We start from the raw sequence: 16,931 nt of genomic DNA, 5'->3' as shown, positions 1-16,931 counted from the left end.
GTGCGGAAGTCCGGCTGTTGGTGGCGAGCCAGCCACATAAAATAAATATTTTCCTTAAGCTGTTTTGCGATTTGTCTGGAGGAGTAGATTTTCTGTGTATAGGCATAGAGGATAATTTTTAACATCATTTTCGGATGATAAGGAGGACGTCCGCCCCCGTCATAACACCGATAGAGAATATTCTTATCGAGTTCTTCCACGGCTCGATTGACAATGCGACAAACGTGATGGGTTGGGATTTCTACTTCAAGATCCATTGGTAAATACAGCTGATCCATGTTATAATCTTGGAAAGAAATATGATCATGTTTCATAAAGAAATCGCCTCCTGGTATGGTTTTGGTGTGGTGCTTTAATTATACCAAATGGGGCGATTTCTTTATTTTTCAATTTTATTAAAATAGCTCGAAAGAGCGGCAGGCGGCGACTCCCGCGGGAAAAGCAACGGCTGAAGACCCCGCAGGGCGTTTTTCCCGAGGAGGCTGAAGCGTTGCCCGGGGAACGCGTCCGCCGAGAGCGATGCGAGCGAACTAATTACATTTACTTCAATTAATTGGTAAAGAAAGAGGGTGTCACCAAAAGCTAGGCTTTTGGGACACCCTCGACAAACTGAGCACAGCCAATGGCTGTGCTTTTTTATTGCTAACTTACTGGCCATACTCATTAAACATGGAAAACAGCGTAATTAAAAAATCATAAAACAATTGCTCTGCAGGAAGGAGCTCCCGCTCTCTAGATATAATTACTCCTGCATTCCTGGTCACCTGCGGCTCTGCCAGAGGGATTTTTACTGTGGAACGGGGGACTTCATCCAGCAGGGTCATCTCCGGCAGCAGAGTTACCCCCATTCCTGCTGAGACGAGCCCCTTGATTGAACCAATATCCCACCCTTCCAGAACAACTTCTGGCTGAAAACCTTCTTTCCTGCAAGCTTCAGAAATGATCGTTCGGAGTATGTAGCCTTCCGGAAACATTACGAAAGGCTCTCCCCTTAATTCATGGAGGCTGAGCTCACTTTTGGCAGCCAATGGATGATCCTGTGGAAGCAGAACAGCGATATTCTCTACATAAAGGATTTCCCCCCTGAGTTTCTTATCATCCTTAGGAACTGGTGCCATAAGAGCGATATCTATCTCACCTTTTATGACAAGTGACATAAGTTCTTGGTAAGAACTCTGATACAACTGAAACTTTACCTTCGGATATTCCTTCCTGAAAGAAGATATAACAAGAGGGAGAATATAATTGGCCATACTCGCAGGAAAGCCGATTCGCACTGTCCCCTTCTCCGGATCTACATACTCCTCCACTTCCCTCTTTGCCTTATCAATAATGGTTACAGCATCTTTCATGTGTTCAAGGAAAATCCTTCCTACCGGAGTAAGCTTCACTCTTCTCCCTTCACGAATAAACAAACGTACACCCAATTCTTCTTCCAGATTATTTATCTGTCTGCTTACTGCAGACTGGGCAACGTGCATTGCATCAGCTGCTTTTGTAATATGTTCTCTTTTCGCAGCTTCAATAAAATATTCTATCTGACGTAATTCCAATATATCCACCTCATGCATTAATCTAATTTCGGCATAGATATTATCTAATATATATATTGTTTGCGATTAATTATCAAATGTAAAATATTTAATAGGTGTCTGTATCTTTTTACCAGTATAAAACATGAAAAAAAATACAAATTCACAGACTTTAAAACAAAGGAGTTTTATCCATGGGTGTAGCTTTAGGTCTGAAAAAAGACGAACTAAAAAACGCAAAAGAATATGTAAATGAAGTACTTGCGCTTGTAAAAAAGAAAAACCCAGGGGAAACAGAATTTCATCAGGCAGTGGAAGAAGTATTACACTCCCTTATACCAATAATCGCAAAACATCCTGTTTATATGGATAACGGGATACTTGAACGTCTGACAGAGCCTGAAAGATTGATAACTTTCAGCGTTCCCTGGGTGGATGATAATGGAAAAACGCACGTTAACCGGGGCTTCAGAGTTCAGTTTAACAGTGCTCTTGGTCCGTATAAAGGCGGGTTAAGGTTCCACCCATCTGTTAATGCAAGTATAGTTAAATTTCTTGGCTTTGAACAAATCTTAAAAAATTCACTTACAGGACAGCCTCTCGGTGCAGGTAAAGGCGGCTCTGATTTTGACCCGAAAGGAAAATCAGACGGGGAAATCATGCGTTTTACCCAAAGTTTTGCCACCGAGCTTAATAAACATATTGGCCCTGACATAGATATCCCTGCAGGTGACACAGGTGTCGGCGCCAGGGAAATCGGCTTTATGTTCGGGCAGATGAAAAGGCTGCGGGGAGCCTATGAAGCTGGGATCCTGACAGGTAAAGGACTGGAATATGGCGGAAGCCTCGTCAGAAAAGAAGCTACAGGCTATGGCACAGTTTACTTTTTAAATGAAATGCTGAAAGATGCAGGGTTGTCACTGAACGGAAAAAGAGTAACAGTTTCAGGATCTGGCAATGTATCCATTTATGCTATGGAAAAAGCAGCCGAATCAGGAGCAACTATCGTAGCCTGCAGTGATTCCGACGGCTATATTTACGATCCGTCTGGCATTGAAATTGCAACAGTGAAGAGGATAAAGGAAGAGGAAGGCAAGAGAATCAGCGAGTATTTGAAAACGCATCCTGGTGCAGAATACCATAGCGGCTGTTCTGGTATCTGGTCTCTTCCGTGCGATATAGCCCTTCCCTGTGCCACGCAAAATGAAATTGACGAAAATGATGCACAAATGCTGGTTAAAAATCATGTTCTCGCTGTAGCCGAAGGGGCTAATATGCCTTCGACAAAAGCGGCAAAAGATTTATTTGTGAAAAATAATGTTCTCTTTGCCCCTGCGAAAGCGGCAAATGCTGGAGGTGTAGCTGTATCTTCCCTCGAAATGGCTCAAAATAGTATGAGACTAAGATGGACATTTGAGGAAGTAGACCAGCACTTACAAAAAATCATGAAAAACATTTATCAGGAAACAAAAAAAGCTTCAGAAGAGTATGGATATCCAGGCGATCTGTCAGTCGGCGCAAACCTTGCCGGCTTCAAAAGAGTAGCAGATGCGCTGGTTTCCCAGGGTGTAGTATAATGGAAAAGGCCGGGTTCATTCCCCGGCCTTTTTTCAGTTCAGTTCACTTATCCATTTGTATATTGTTGATTACCGGCAGTTCTGGTTAGCTGAAACTAACCAGGAAGAATTTTTTCTTACCACGGCGAAGTATAGTAAAAGTGCCGTCAATCTTGTCTTCCTCAGAAACAACTTTCTCCAGGTCCTGGCATCTGTCTCCGTTAATATACACCGCACCGCTTTTTATATCTTCACGTGCCTGTCTTTTAGAAGGAGAAGCACCAGCTTCTACAAGCAGATCAATTAAGCCAATCTCCCCGCCTTCTGCTTTATAGGAAGGAACATCTTTGAATCCCTGCATAACTTCTTCAGCACTAAGCTGTTTCAGATCACCTCCGCCAAACAGAGCTGCGGAAACATTCTCAGCCTGTTTCAGAGCATCCTCGCTATGAACAAACTTTGTCAGCTCTTCCGCTAACCGCTTTTGAGCAGCCCGCTCATGAGGCCTTGCCTGAACTTCTCTCTCCAGAGCTTCGATTTCTTCTTTTGTGAGGAAAGTAAAGAACTTCAGGAACTTAATAACATCCTGATCATCTGTATTAATTAAGAACTGATAAAATTCATAAGGGGAAGTTTTTTCAGGATCCAGCCATATCGCTCCTCCTTCTGTCTTCCCGAATTTTGTTCCATCCGCTTTAGTAACTAACGGTATAGTAAAACCAAATGCTTTTCCCTTCTCACTATCGTTTTCTTCCTCATCCTGCATTTTCCGGATAAGTTCAAGTCCTGCAGTAATATTGCCCCACTGGTCGCTGCCTCCTATTTGAAGCCGGCAGTTCTCCTCTTCGTACAAACGGTAGAAATCGTACGACTGGAGTATCATATAGCTGAATTCAGTAAATGAAATTCCTGTATCTATCCGGGATTCCACAGAATCTTTTGCAAGCATGTAGTTCAAACCGAAGTTTTTTCCTACATCCCTGAGAAAGTCAATTACCGACATACTGCCAGTCCAGTCATAGTTGTTTACAAGTTTCGCTCCGTCTTCCCCGCCAAAATCCAGAAACCGTGAGAGCTGTCCTTTAATTTTACTGCTGAATTCTTCGACTACATTCTGTTCATTTAAAGTTCTCTCTGCTTTCTTTCCGCTCGGGTCCCCAATTAGCCCGGTAGCTCCTCCAACAAGAGCAAGCGGTTTATGTCCTGCAAGCTGAAATCTCCTCAACGTGAGAATTGTAAGCAAATGACCAATATGAAGACTGTCTCCAGTCGGGTCAAAACCGCAATACAAGGTTACAGCCTCCTCGTTAAGCAGTTTTGTCAGCCCCTCTTCGTCTGTCATTTGGTTTACAAGCCCCCGGTACTTTAAATCTTCCAGTAAAGTCATTATTCATTCACCCTCTTATTTTGTATTTTTCCTGATCGGTGTGCAGTGGTATTGACTTGCTGTTTGGGATCAATGGTTAGTTTCGGCAGACTTTGTACCTGCTGCAAAACAACAAAAAAAACCCTCCCTTAACATAAGGGACGAGTTTACCGCGGTACCACCCTAATTGAAAACAGCCTTGTTTTCCACTCTGTGAGTTAACGCCTCATCACACGTTCTTTTTTCCAGCAGGAAATCCTAAACCTGAGTATACTAAGAAAATCCGCTGGTTCATAAAGAAAACTCCAAGGACGTAATTCATTTTCGTCTGTGTACCGGTTCGCAGCAACCACCGGTTCTCTGGGACAGTGAGACTGAAACTACTTCATCCTCTTCAACGTCTGAATATTTAAATGGTAATGTAACTTTTTTACCACCTTTTGCTGAAAATGTCAACCTGTCGGGTATACAGCTTTTATACCTACTCATAACTGATTTATGCTATAATATTCATGACTTTTTAGGAGGTTTGCTAATGGCTAAAGATAAATTTTCATTTAATAAAATCTTAAAGAGAAAAGAACCGCAAACTATATTTAAAGGTGTAAGAATTACATCCCAGGTTATGTGGAACTTATTTTTAATCTTTCTTACTCTTGGAATTATGGGAGCTTTCTTTGTTGGCGGAGCTGGAGCCGGATACTTCGCTTCTCTCGTGAGGGACGAGCCTGTCCGAAGTTATGAAGAGATGAGAGAAGACATTTATGACTATGAAGAGGCTACAGAAATTTATTTTGCCAATGATGTCTATCTGGGAGACCTTCCAAGTCCCCTGGAAAGAAGAGAAGTGTCTCTTGAAGAGGTATCCCAGGTTGCAATAGACGCTGTAATTGCGACGGAGGACGAGTACTTTTTCGAGCATGAAGGCATTGTGCCTAAAGCTTTACTGAGAGCTGTATATCAGGATTTCTCTAATGCAGCTACTCAAACCGGAGGAAGCACCCTCACCCAGCAGCTTATTAAAAACCAGGTTCTTTCCAGTGAAGTTACTCACGACAGAAAGGCTGCAGAAATTCTGCTTGCTATGAGGCTGGAAAACTTTTTTGATAAAGATGAAATACTGGAAGCATATTTAAACGTTGTGCCTTTTGGCCGTAATTCATCCGGCACGCAAATCGCAGGTATTCAATCGGCTGCTCAAGGTATATTTGGTGTTGATGCAGCTGAACTGAATCTTCCTCAGGCTGCATTTATCGCAGGTCTGCCGCAAAGTCCGTTTGCTTATACTCCTTTCACTGGCCAGGGGGAAGTGAAAGAGAATATGGACGCCGGGCTTAACAGAATGAGAACAGTATTAAACCGTATGCTTGCCGGGGGTTTTATAACAGAAGATGAGTATGAAGAAGCACTCGCATACGATATAAGGGACAACCTGACTCCGCCGGTGAGCGGCAGTTACGAGGACTATCCATTCATAACTGACGAAGTTCGGAAACGTGCTGAGGAAAAACTAGCCATTGCACTTATGGAACAGGATGACATATTTATAGATGAAATTGATGACGACGGCCAGATCAGGCTGCTGACACACAGATACAGGGAAGAAGCTGCCCGCTCGCTTCAGCGGAACGGGTATAAAATTTATACTACGATCGATAAAGATATTTTCGACGCGCATACCAAGGCTGTTGAAGAATTTGAGTACTTCGAAAAAGACCTTGAAGAAACTGTGGTGGATGAAGACGGGGAAACTGTTGATATTAAGAGGCCCGAAGAGGCTGGATCAGTCCTTCTTGATAACAGGTCCGGTGCTATCATCAGTTTTATAGCCGGAAGAGACCATACTAATTCAAGCTATAACCGAGCCTTGTTTGCAACACGGCCCACAGGATCTACAATGAAGCCTTTACTTACTTTTGCCGTTGGATTTGAATCGGGTGATCTGCAGCCTGGATTTGTTACACCTGATGTCCCAACTTATTACAGTAATGAAGACGAAGTAAACAACTTTGACAGGAATCATCTTGGAATTATGACGGCAAGAGAAGCTCTCGTTCGTTCAAGAAATACACCAGCTGTCAGAGAGTTCATGAAGATGGATTCTGACTTTGCCCAGGAAAAAATGAAGCAATTAGGTTTGTGGGGATATATGGAGAAAGAAGACGGAATTCTGGAGAGTTCCCCTCTTGGTTCCCAAAGTATCACTGTTGAGGCTACTACCAGTGCATATACTACTTTCGCAAACGAAGGAAAACGTGTGGAACCATATATGATAGAAAGAATTGAAACGTCTGATGGGGAAGTTGTGTTCGAACATGAAACTGTGGAAGTGGAAGTATTCAGTCCGCAAACTGCTTATTTAATTACCGATGTCCTGAGAGGGGTACTTGAATCCCCAGGAACTGCAAGAAATCTTCCAGATTACCTTGACTTTTCAGCAGACTGGGCAGGTAAAACAGGTACTTCACAGGGAGTACGGGATTCATGGTTCATTGGTTATAACCCGAATATTACTCTGTCTGTCTGGATCGGATATGACCATTATCAGCCGATACCAAGACCAGGCCATGGAGGAATTACAGGCTTAAATTACAGCACCCGCTCACAGATGCTCTGGGCAGAGCTTGCAAACGCTGCATATGAAATCAACCCTGATCTAATGGCTCCTGAGGAATCATTTGAAGCACCGAGCGGTATTGTCAGGGAGACAATTTGCGGCATTTCAGGTAAACTTCCATCTGATTTGTGCCGTGAAGCCGGACTTGTAACTACAGACCTTTTCAACACGGAGTTTGTACCTACAGAAGAAGACGATAGTCTCCAAAGGGTCAGGTATGTACGTGTTAATAACGGATTGTACAAAGCACTGGATTCCACTCCAAGTGAGTTTACAAAATCAGGTGTTGCTGTAAAAGAAGAGTACTTTGATTTTGCTGATGAAGATATCTCAGATTTTCTTCCTGATAGTGCTATTATTATTCCTGACATTGAAGCCCCTGACAACGGGAAAACCCCTGATGCTTTGTCTTCAGTAAGAGCTTCAGGCGGAGCTGTAACATGGGATGAACATCCAGAAGGAGATGTTATCGGTTACCGGGTATACAGTTCTTCGGGAACACTTGTCTCCAGTGTGAAATGGGATGAATCGTTCAGGTATTCAGGAAGCGGTGGAACATATTATGTTACTGCTGTAGATGTGGCAGGGCGTGAATCCTCCCGCAGCTCTGAAGTAACCATTGGAGGCGGTTCCTCGCCTGATGAAGATGAGGATGAGGACGGTTCTGATGACGGCAGCGACAATAACGAAGATGGCCGGGAAGATAATGACGCCGAAGATAATAACGAGGACGACAATAACGGAGGAAACAACAACGACGATAACAATCAAGATTCCGATAGCGGAAGCAACAGCAATAATTCCGGGAATAATGGTAACAATGGCAACAACGGCAACGGAAATAATGACAGTAACAACAACGATGATGCTAATAATGACAACGATAATGATGGTAATGACGACAATGGCAACAACAATGACAACGAGGATTAACTGAATTATCTATCCTGATTAAGAAGTCTGTCCCAGGGACCACCTTGGAACAGGCTTCTTTTGATAAAAATTATGTTAAAAGAATGAATTTTTAGTTAATATTACATATATAAACATTTAATATGATATAGTGAAGAAAATGTGGTTCTGTTAATCGACGAAAAGGTGGCATGCCAATGAAGCATTCAAAAACCTATCATTCGATGGAAATTGAAAAGAAAGACCGGACATTTATTATCGAAGGTCCGGTAACCGAAGAGGCCCTTTCGAGTTTTGACTTTGACAGCGGACTAATCGCATTTCGGCCTGCAGAAAAACAATATGAGGCTTTATTAGAAGTTTCCAGGCTTCCAGAGAGCAGAATTATTTTAGCGAGAGAAAATGAGAAAATTGTAGGTTACGCAATCTATTTATACCCGGACCCCCTGGAGAGATGGTCAGAAGTCAACCTGGACAATCTCCTGGAACTCGGGGCAATTGAAATTTCAGCAAATTACAGAGGCTACGGACTTGCCAAGAATATTCTTAAACTATCAATGATGGATAATGCTATGGAAGACTACATTATAATAACTACCGAGTATTACTGGCACTGGGATCTTCGTGGCACCGGCCTGAGTATTTGGGAATATCGCGATGTTATGGAGAAGGTAATGCAGTCTGGCGGATTGGAATGGTACGCGACAGATGATCCGGAGATTTGCTCTCACCCTGCAAATTGTTTAATGGCGAGAATTGGATCACGTGTTGCCCCCGATGCGGTTCACGAGTTTAACAGGGTGCGATTTAAGCACAGATATATGTTTTAGTAATCGTTATATTTAAAGAAAAAATCTATGCTTAGACGAAGGAGAGGTTTTCTTGAAGATTAAAGACATTATGATCAAAAACGTTATTTCCGCAAAGCCTGAGCTGGCTATTAAAGACGCACTTCAAATAATGAAAGAAAACAAAATACGCCATCTTCCTGTAGTAAACGAGGAGAATTCAGTAATCGGCATTATATCCGACCGGGACTTGAAAGATGCTAGCCCGTCGGTTTTTGCGGCCGATCAGAAAGAACTCCTTGAAAAACCTGTCAGTGAAGTAATGATAACAGATGTTTTGACAGCGTTTACAAATGATTTTGTGGAAGAAGCCGCCCACATGATGACAGAAAATCAGATTAGCTGCCTGCCTATCGAAAAGAATGGCAAGCTTTCCGGAATAATCACTGAAACTGACCTTCTCCATACGCTGGTCAGGCTGACAGGAGCTGATGCCCCATCGTCCCGTCTTGAGCTGGAAGTCCCAAACAGAAGCGGCATGCTCTCAGACGTCGCTGCAATTATTAAAGATCATAAAATAAATATTCAAAGTGTTCTGGTCTACCCTTCTAACGATCAAACAAAAAAAATTCTCGTGTTCCGGCTGCGTTCTATGGATCTCCGAATGCTGATCCAGTCTTTAAAAGAAAGTGATTATGCTGTATTGTGGCCTGAACAATTGGGGATGAGAACATGATGCCTGAAGCAGCATACATTTATTCCCCTGAACAACTCAATTACAAATTTTCCGAAGACCATCCATTTAATCAGAGAAGATTGTCATTGACTCTTGATCTGCTGAAAGAACTGGGGGCTTTGGAACAGCATCAGATTTTTCCGGCCAGAATGGCTACAGACCAGGAACTCCTCCTTATTCATGAAGAGGAATATATAAAGGCGGTTAAAAGCGCCAGTACTGGGCTTGTACAGTCTTCCTATTCCTCTACGTTTGGCATTGGAACAGAAGACACACCAGCTTTTCCAAATATGCATGAAGCGGCAGCATGGCTTGTGGGTGGTACATTAGCTGCAGTAGATATGGTATTTGAACTGGGATACAAACACGCACTTAATCTGGGCGGAGGTCTTCACCATGGCTTTCGTGGTAAAGCTTCAGGTTTCTGTGTCTATAATGACAGTTCTATAGCAATCGAATATATGAGAAGAAAATACCAGGCTCGTGTATTATATGTAGATACAGATGCACATCATGGGGATGGAGTGCAATGGGCATTTTATAACGATCCTGATGTCTGTACTCTTTCCATTCATGAAAGCGGCAGATTTCTGTTCCCTGGCACAGGTAACGTAAACGAGCGAGGACATGGAGAAGGCAACGGTTATACATTCAATATTCCTTTAGAAGCCTTTACAGAGGACGAGTCATTTTTACAATCTTATCGAAAAGCATTCACAGAAGTGGTTGAATACTTTAAGCCTGACGTTATAGTTACCCAAAACGGAGCAGATGCCCATTATTATGATCCGCTCACTCATCTGTGCGGAACATCAAAGATTTTTCTTGAAATCCCTAAACTCGCCCACGAACTTGCTCATAAGTATTGTGAGGGGCGCTGGATAGCAGTTGGCGGCGGCGGATATGATATTTGGCGTGTCGTCCCAAGAGCATGGTCCGCAATATGGCTGGAGATGAGCGGACAGACAGATCTTTTTAAACAATCATTGCCTGAGTCATGGTTAAAACGCTGGCAAAAGGAAACGGATGCAGTTCTTCCGGACAGCTGGTACGATCAGCCCGATATGTATCCGCCTATACCCCGAAAAAATGAAATAAACTTAAAAAATGAACGGACTCTTAATAAAGCTCTTGAACCGATATTCAAAAAAAAAACTGACAACGAAAAGCAAAACGTCCTTTTATAGATATTACTAAACAGAATGAAAACAGGACAAACCTAGCTGAATATCCGGCAGGTTTGTCCTGTTTCTTTAATTATATTTTTTAAGGCAGTTCTTTTAACATCTTCTCTACTATGGCAGCTGAATTTTCAGCTGCTTTGTTTACAAAAGTTTCGAAGCTTTCGGCAGCCTCTCCATTCGCCTTATCGGAAATCGAACGTATGACTACGAACGGAATATTATTAAAATAAGCAGACTGGGCTACTGCCGCACCTTCCATTTCAACACAAGCGGCAGAAAACTCGTTTCTCAATTGTTTTACTTTGTCAGTGTCTGCAATGAACTGGTCCCCGCTCACTATTTTCCCTTTAATCACCTTTATCTCATTTGAAACCGTAGTTAACGCAGATCGATAAGCAATATCCAGTAGTTTTTTGTCAGCCTGAAAGTCAGACGGACCATCAAACATAGGAATTACTCCTCTCTCAAAACCAAGAGGACTGGCATCAATATCATGCTGCTGGCAGCTCGTTGATATTACTACATCCCCCACATTTAAACCTTCTTCTGCTCCTCCGGCAACCCCGGTGAATATAACGATTTCTGCCCCGAATACATCTATTAAGACTTGTGAAGTAATTGCAGCGTTTACCTTTCCAACTCCGCAACGGCTTATAACAACATCGTGTCCTTTCCACGCGCCTGTATAATATGTTCTTTTCCCTTTCAGTACTTCATCCAGGTTGTCTATCCCCTCCCTGAAAAAACTAATTTCTTCCTCCATTGCACCAATAATTCCTATTTTCAATGCTGCCACCTCATTTTATGTATCTATATTTGCTGTTTTTAATTGAATCAATTTCATAATTCAGGATTTTCATATTTAATACGAACGTTACCTTAAAATGTTACTTTGTTATTCGATTTACGCTTCAGACGGACGCGTTCTGCGGGCACGGCTTCAACTAATTTTTGACGACTAACGCCGTCAAAAATGGATTTTCAGCTCGCACTGTTCCCGCCAGAGTCGCCGTCTTACGCTGCAATCGAAAAGTATGTTCGGCTTTTCTTTTTACCAAGCCTATTTATAAAATTCATTCAATTATATAAGTATAATACAAAGTCAAAATATAAAAAACAGGAAAGCTGCAGCTGCAGTTTTCCTGTTTTTTTAATTGGAAAAGATTTCCCCGGAAATATTAAAAGAGATCCTCTTCCCCCATAGCGGGATCAGATATTACAATTACCACCCGGCGATTTTGCTGAAAATTTTGTTCAGAGGTATTAGGAACAACCGGTTTGGTCTCACCGTAGCCTACTGAGATAAATCTTTCCGGATCTAGATTATGCTGGTCAACTAAGTATCTGATAACACTGCTGGCCCTGGCCCCGGAGAGCTCCCAGTTAGAAGGATACCGGTGGGTACTAATAGGCCTGCTGTCTGTATGCCCTTCTACTTTTACTATGTTAGGCACAGATTCAAGAAGTGTCCCTACTTTATCAAGGAATGGAACAGCATCCGGAATCACATCAGCCTCTGCAGATTCGAATAACACCTGTTCCTGCAGTACCAGTACAACTCCCCTGTCATCCCTTGATGCTGTAATAGCATCTAATAGATCCTGAGAGTCGAGGAATTCGATTACTTCTTCTAAAAATTGATCCAGCTGCCCTTCCGATTCATCCGATTCACCTTCAAGAAAACTCTCAAAAGGATCATCCTGCTCAAAAGGATCATCCCCCGGCTCTGTATCAGGTGCCGGGTTTTCAAAAGGGATAATGGAAGGATTAAAATCGAAAACTGAGCGTTCCTGGAAAGAATCAGAAATGGCTCGAAACTTATTTGCATCCACTACCGACATAGAAAAAAGAAGAATAAAAAAGACGAGAATCAGCGTCATCAGGTCAGAGAATGTTACCATCCACTTTGGACTCCCTTTGTCAGGCCGAGTCTGGGGTCTTCTTTTAATCATTAATTATCTCCTCTTCTTCCTCCTGACGTGTTTTTGAATGATTTGGCAGAAAAGCGCTGAGTTTTTCCTGAAGAATTTTGGGATTTTGGCCGGATTGCACTCCGATTACCCCTTCGACCACTATCTGCTTAACAAAGACTTCATCTTCCGTGGAAATTGCAAGTTTGTTCGCCACTGGAAGGAATACTAAATTCGCCAGCAAAGTGCCATATAAAGTTGTTAATAATGCCACAGCCATATTCGGCCCCAGTGTGGAGGGATCGTTCAGGTTCTGAAGCATAAGAACGAGTCCGACCAGTGTACCAATCATTCCCCATGCAGGAGCATATTCACCTGCTTTTTCAATAATAAACCGGCCTTTTCTGTGCCTTTCCTCCATTGCAGCTACTTCAGCCATCATTATATCTTTAATTACTTCCGGCTCGATGCCATCTACTGCCAGAAGCACGCCTTTTTCAATAAAGGGATCTTTTACATCTTCAATCCCCGCTTCAAGGGCCAGCAGACCTTCTCTTCTTGCTCTTGTGGAAAGATCTGCAAACGTATCGATTAACTCCTGCAAATCATGCTCCTGGGTCTGAAAAGACTCTTTGAAAACCCCTGGCAGCAATTTTAAATCACTGGCTGAAAAGTTTATTAAAATGGCTGCTGTGAGCCCACCGAATACGATCAGAATAGATGCCCACTGGAAAAAGAAAGCTAAATTCCCTCCCGCAGTGTTTGTTTGTATAGCTAGCAAAACCATGGTTAATCCGATTAATATCCCGACAGGCGTTAACAAATCAATTTTTTTCATAATCCTCTCCCTAACCCACTATGCAGTCAATCTCTCTTTAGGGGGAATCCGCGACTCTTATTCTTTCGTAGAATTTCTGTATTCTATTCTGTGCGGCAGCAGAACTGCATTTTCCCCAACTTCTTCTTTGTTCATATATTTTGTTAAAAGTCTCATGGAGACAGCTCCAATGTCATACATTGGCTGAACCACAGAAGTAAGTGTCGGTCTCACCATGGAAGCAAGACGTGTATTATCAAAGCCTATTACTTCAGTGTCTTCAGGAACTTTCAGCCCTGCATCCTGAATACTGTGTATGACACCCAATGCCATTTCATCTGTTGATGCAAATACAGCTGTTGGCCTGGTTTCCAGAGCTAATAAGGAATTCATGGCTTCAAGGCCTGAATCATAAGTGTAATCTGCGATAGCCACATAGCTGTCTTTAATAGTCAGTCCCGCTTCTTCCATCGCACGTTTATAGCCTGCAAACTTCATATAACCGTTTATTGGGTCTTCCAGCGTTCCTGAAACCATTGCTATGTCTGTATGGCCCCGCTGAATGAATGAATTTACCGCATCAAATGCAGCTTGTTCATAATCAATATTTACAGATGGAAATTCTTTTTCTTCATCTATAGTTGCGGAAAGAACAATTGGAACTGGAGACTTTCTGAATGCCTCTTCGTGCTCCTTTGTGATTTCCCCACCCATAAATACGATGCCATCTACCTGTTTTTCAAGAAGTGTATTCAGCAGATGTATTTCTTTTTCTTTATTTTGGTCTGAGTTGCTGAGGATAATATTGTACTTATACATAGTTGCGATATCTTCAATACCCCTTGCAAGCTCAGCAAAAAATATGCTTGAAATATCCGGTATAATAACGCCGACAGTGGTTGTCCTCTTGCTCGCAAGTCCCCTGGCTACTGCATTTGGTCGGTAACCAAGACGTTCAATAGCCTCCAGCACTCTTTTCCTCGTTGTCGGCTTAACATTAGGGTTGCCGTTAACAACCCTGGAAACCGTTGCCATTGATACTCCCGCTTCTCTTGCTACATCATAAATCGTTATATTCATTTATAATCCTCCTTAAAACCGTTGCCATATTATGGTTTTCATACTTTCATAATGTAATGATATAATACGATACTTTAAGGAGGTGCGCAAATTCTAATAATTATATCGGCAGACACCTCTTCAAAGTTTAGGGTAAATGAAAAAAACAGTTAATTCTCATACCTTTTTTCCTTGTAAAACAAGGTCGTATACTTTCTGCCGGCCCCTGTCTTAAGTTACCAGTCATTACATTAATTTGTTTTATTTATACTGTATCATCGTTCCTTCTTTTAGATTGACTCAAACACCATAAACTTATTCCTTCTTATTCTGTCAGGAAGCTTGCCTGTTAAACCCCTTCGTTATATGGACATCGAAAAAGCCTCCGGATATCCGGAGGCTTTAGCATGAGATTTATTTTTGTACTGCCACAGCTTCTTTTTCTCTTTCATAAAGCCCTGAGGCAATAAGATTAGACACGAATTCGCTGAACTGAGGTATATCCATCTGCTGTGCTGAATCAGACAGCGCTACTGCTGGATCCGGATGAACTTCCGCCATTACTCCGTCAGCGCCAATAGCCAGTGCCGCTTTCGCTGTAGGAAGAAGGAGATCCCTGCGTCCTGTTGAATGGGTTACATCCACCCATACAGGCAAGTGTGTTTCCTGTTTTAAGATAGGAACAGCAGAAATGTCTAATGTGTTTCTCGTTGCCTTTTCATACGTGCGGATACCCCGCTCACAAAGCATAATATTTCCATTACCTCTTGAATGGATATACTCGGCTGCATTGATAAATTCTTCAATAGTAGCAGACAGACCACGTTTTAGAAGAACTGGTTTGTCTACGCTTCCCGCTGCTTTCAGAAGCTCGAAATTCTGCATGTTACGTGCACCGATCTGGATAACATCCACATACTGCAATGCCATTTCAATATCATGAGGACTGACAATCTCACTAATAACTGCCAAATCGTATTTATCGGCTGCCTTCCTTAGTATCTGGAGCCCTTCTTCTCCAAGCCCCTGGAAATCGTAAGGAGAGGTACGAGGTTTAAAAGCCCCTCCACGGAGAAACTTCACTCCCTCTGCTTTTAGTGCTTTTGCTACTTCTTCCACTTGCTCATACCCTTCTACTGAGCAAGGTCCGGCAATAAGGCGCTGTTTTCCATCACCGACATTTTCATTTTTAATCGGTACAACCGTATCTTCCGGATGTCTTTTCCTGGATACAAGCAGTGCCTTACGGTGATCGTCTTCCTGAAGCTCCAGGCTCGCTTTGAAGATCTGTTTAAACAGATGCTGAAGCGTCGATGTTTCGAACGGTCCCTGATTTTCTTCCGCAATAAGGTCAAGCATTTTACGCTCTCTTACGGGATCAAAACGATTCAGGCCCTGTGAGCTTTTCACCCTGCCTATTTCCTTAACTAAGCTTGCTCTCTCGTTAATAAGCTCCATCAATTGAAGATTTACTTTATCCAATTGATTTCTCAACTCTTCTAATTGTTCGTTACCCATAAGAAAACTCCTCCCATTTACATCAGCTCATATTGTATAGCTTGTTGTTTACGGACTATTATATACGATGAAACATATTCTGTCACGGTTTTTCTTTAACAATTAAACGCTTTTACGCGCTAAAGTATTCGATTTATTTTTGTAAAAGCCTTTCCCATAGGCTTTTGCGGGACGAACTTTATTAAAAACTGTTTGAAAATTTTATAAAAATAATTTTTATAAGCTCTGTAAAACAAAAGTTGATTCTTTCAAAGACGATTGCAAAATATCAAAAGCATAAGTGCATCGTTCGTTTTTTTAAAAATACTGCAATTTAAGGAAAACATTAGATTTTTGCTGAAATGCAGGTACCGGGGAGAAGATTTAATTTATTTAGCCGGAATGAGGATCCACAAGTGCTGTGATTACTGGCGGATCGAATCCTCATTCCGCTATTTGCCTGTTTCAGCCCTGAACCTATCAAATCAAATTAATCGAGTAGGAGGGGGTGACTAACCCCCGACCTCTCACACCACCGTACGTACGGATCCGTATACGGCGGTTTCATGAAAATCAAACGTTATATCAACGACTTCAAACCCATCCTGCGCCAATAGGCGTCATTAAGCGTATGGTGGAGAATTGGGCTACAGGCGACTCGCCAGTAGCCTTTTCTTGTGTTTCCCCATTCATAAGCCTTCTGCTTCGATACTCCCAAGGCGATTAGGTTTCTGACTTTTGTTTTCGGTTTCTTCCATTCTTTCCATCGTACCATTCGAAGTCTTCTTCTTATCCACTTCATTAATTCCTTTAATACCGAGGGTGTTTCCGCCAGTCGGAAATAATTTCTCCAGCCGACGATAAACCGGTTCAGCTTGCCAATTCTGTATTCCATAGGAATACTTTTCTTTCGGGAAGTAATCTCACGGATTCGACCTTTTGCCCGTTGGATTGATT

Annotated in this window: 14 protein-coding genes and 1 other annotated feature; of the genes, 5 read left to right on the top strand and 9 right to left on the bottom strand. The window is 42.3% G+C overall.

Features of this window, described 5'->3' with window-relative positions:
* Together BK582_RS10660 and gltC are read right to left on the bottom strand one after the other, a co-directional pair.
* A partial coding sequence (locus BK582_RS10660) for a transposase (protein ID WP_139368303.1) occupies positions 1-314 on the bottom strand: 314 nt, incomplete at its 3' end.
* Positions 315-647: 333 nt separating this feature from the next.
* Entirely contained in the window at positions 648-1,553 is a 906-nt protein-coding gene (gene gltC, locus BK582_RS10655) for a glutamate biosynthesis transcriptional regulator GltC (protein WP_078595018.1), read from the bottom strand.
* 173 nt (positions 1,554-1,726) lie between these two features.
* Here gltC and gdhA point away from each other — a divergent pair, with 173 nt between their 5' ends.
* Entirely contained in the window at positions 1,727-3,109 is a 1,383-nt protein-coding gene (gene gdhA / locus BK582_RS10650; RefSeq protein ID WP_078595017.1) for an NADP-specific glutamate dehydrogenase, read from the top strand.
* Between the two features lie 85 nt (positions 3,110-3,194).
* On the opposite strand, the gene tyrS is transcribed toward gdhA, so the two are convergent.
* The gene (gene tyrS, locus BK582_RS10645) at positions 3,195-4,475 is read right to left on the bottom strand and encodes a tyrosine--tRNA ligase (RefSeq protein WP_078595016.1); all 1,281 of its coding nucleotides are present in this window, start codon (positions 4,473-4,475) and stop codon (positions 3,195-3,197) included.
* 133 nt (positions 4,476-4,608) lie between these two features.
* Positions 4,609-4,861, bottom strand: a binding site (T-box leader).
* 128 nt (positions 4,862-4,989) lie between these two features.
* Between tyrS and BK582_RS10640 the strand changes: the two genes are divergently transcribed.
* The 4 genes from BK582_RS10640 to BK582_RS10625 all read left to right on the top strand — a co-directional run bounded on the left by BK582_RS10640 (position 4,990) and on the right by BK582_RS10625 (position 10,694).
* Positions 4,990-8,004, top strand: a complete 3,015-nt coding sequence (locus tag BK582_RS10640) for a transglycosylase domain-containing protein (RefSeq protein ID WP_078595015.1) — start codon at positions 4,990-4,992, stop codon at positions 8,002-8,004.
* 176 nt (positions 8,005-8,180) lie between these two features.
* Positions 8,181-8,813, top strand: a complete 633-nt coding sequence (locus BK582_RS10635) for a GNAT family N-acetyltransferase (RefSeq protein ID WP_078595014.1) — start codon at positions 8,181-8,183, stop codon at positions 8,811-8,813.
* A gap of 52 nt (positions 8,814-8,865) precedes the next feature.
* Positions 8,866-9,507: an acetoin utilization AcuB family protein gene (locus tag BK582_RS10630; protein ID WP_078595013.1), complete on the top strand. Its 642-nt coding sequence runs from the start codon at positions 8,866-8,868 to the stop codon at positions 9,505-9,507.
* The gene (locus BK582_RS10625) at positions 9,504-10,694 is read left to right on the top strand and encodes an acetoin utilization protein AcuC (protein ID WP_078595012.1); all 1,191 of its coding nucleotides are present in this window, start codon (positions 9,504-9,506) and stop codon (positions 10,692-10,694) included. Before BK582_RS10630 ends, BK582_RS10625 begins: the two co-directional genes overlap by 4 nt.
* Positions 10,695-10,773: 79 nt before the next feature.
* Here BK582_RS10625 and BK582_RS10620 read toward each other — a convergent pair whose 3' ends face one another.
* From BK582_RS10620 to BK582_RS10595, 6 genes are all read right to left on the bottom strand, one after another.
* Positions 10,774-11,478, bottom strand: coding sequence for a 5'-methylthioadenosine/adenosylhomocysteine nucleosidase (locus tag BK582_RS10620; RefSeq protein WP_078595011.1), 705 nt, complete (start codon positions 11,476-11,478; stop codon positions 10,774-10,776).
* 391 nt (positions 11,479-11,869) lie between these two features.
* Positions 11,870-12,643 (bottom strand): flagellar motor protein MotS, encoded by a 774-nt coding sequence (motS, locus tag BK582_RS10615; protein ID WP_078595010.1) that lies wholly within the window; start codon positions 12,641-12,643, stop codon positions 11,870-11,872.
* Positions 12,636-13,439, bottom strand: coding sequence for a flagellar motor protein MotP (motP, locus tag BK582_RS10610; protein ID WP_078595009.1), 804 nt, complete (start codon positions 13,437-13,439; stop codon positions 12,636-12,638). The genes motS and motP overlap by 8 nt, the downstream gene beginning before the upstream one ends.
* Before the next feature lie 57 nt (positions 13,440-13,496).
* Positions 13,497-14,498 carry a catabolite control protein A gene (gene ccpA / locus BK582_RS10605; protein ID WP_078595008.1) on the bottom strand — a complete coding sequence of 334 codons (1,002 nt, stop codon included), beginning with the start codon at positions 14,496-14,498 and terminating at the stop codon, positions 13,497-13,499.
* A gap of 393 nt (positions 14,499-14,891) precedes the next feature.
* Entirely contained in the window at positions 14,892-15,995 is a 1,104-nt protein-coding gene (locus tag BK582_RS10600; RefSeq protein ID WP_078595007.1) for a bifunctional 3-deoxy-7-phosphoheptulonate synthase/chorismate mutase, read from the bottom strand.
* Between the two features lie 559 nt (positions 15,996-16,554).
* Positions 16,555-16,931, bottom strand: a 377-nt coding sequence (locus tag BK582_RS10595) for a group II intron maturase-specific domain-containing protein (RefSeq protein ID WP_276328206.1), incomplete at its 5' end; no start/stop codon positions are given.

This window comes from Evansella clarkii (genome assembly GCF_002019695.1).
Classification (GTDB): domain Bacteria; phylum Bacillota; class Bacilli; order Bacillales; family Salisediminibacteriaceae; genus Evansella; species Evansella clarkii.
Note: the sequence above shows the minus strand (reverse complement) of the source record. Positions and strands in the feature narration are given on the sequence as shown.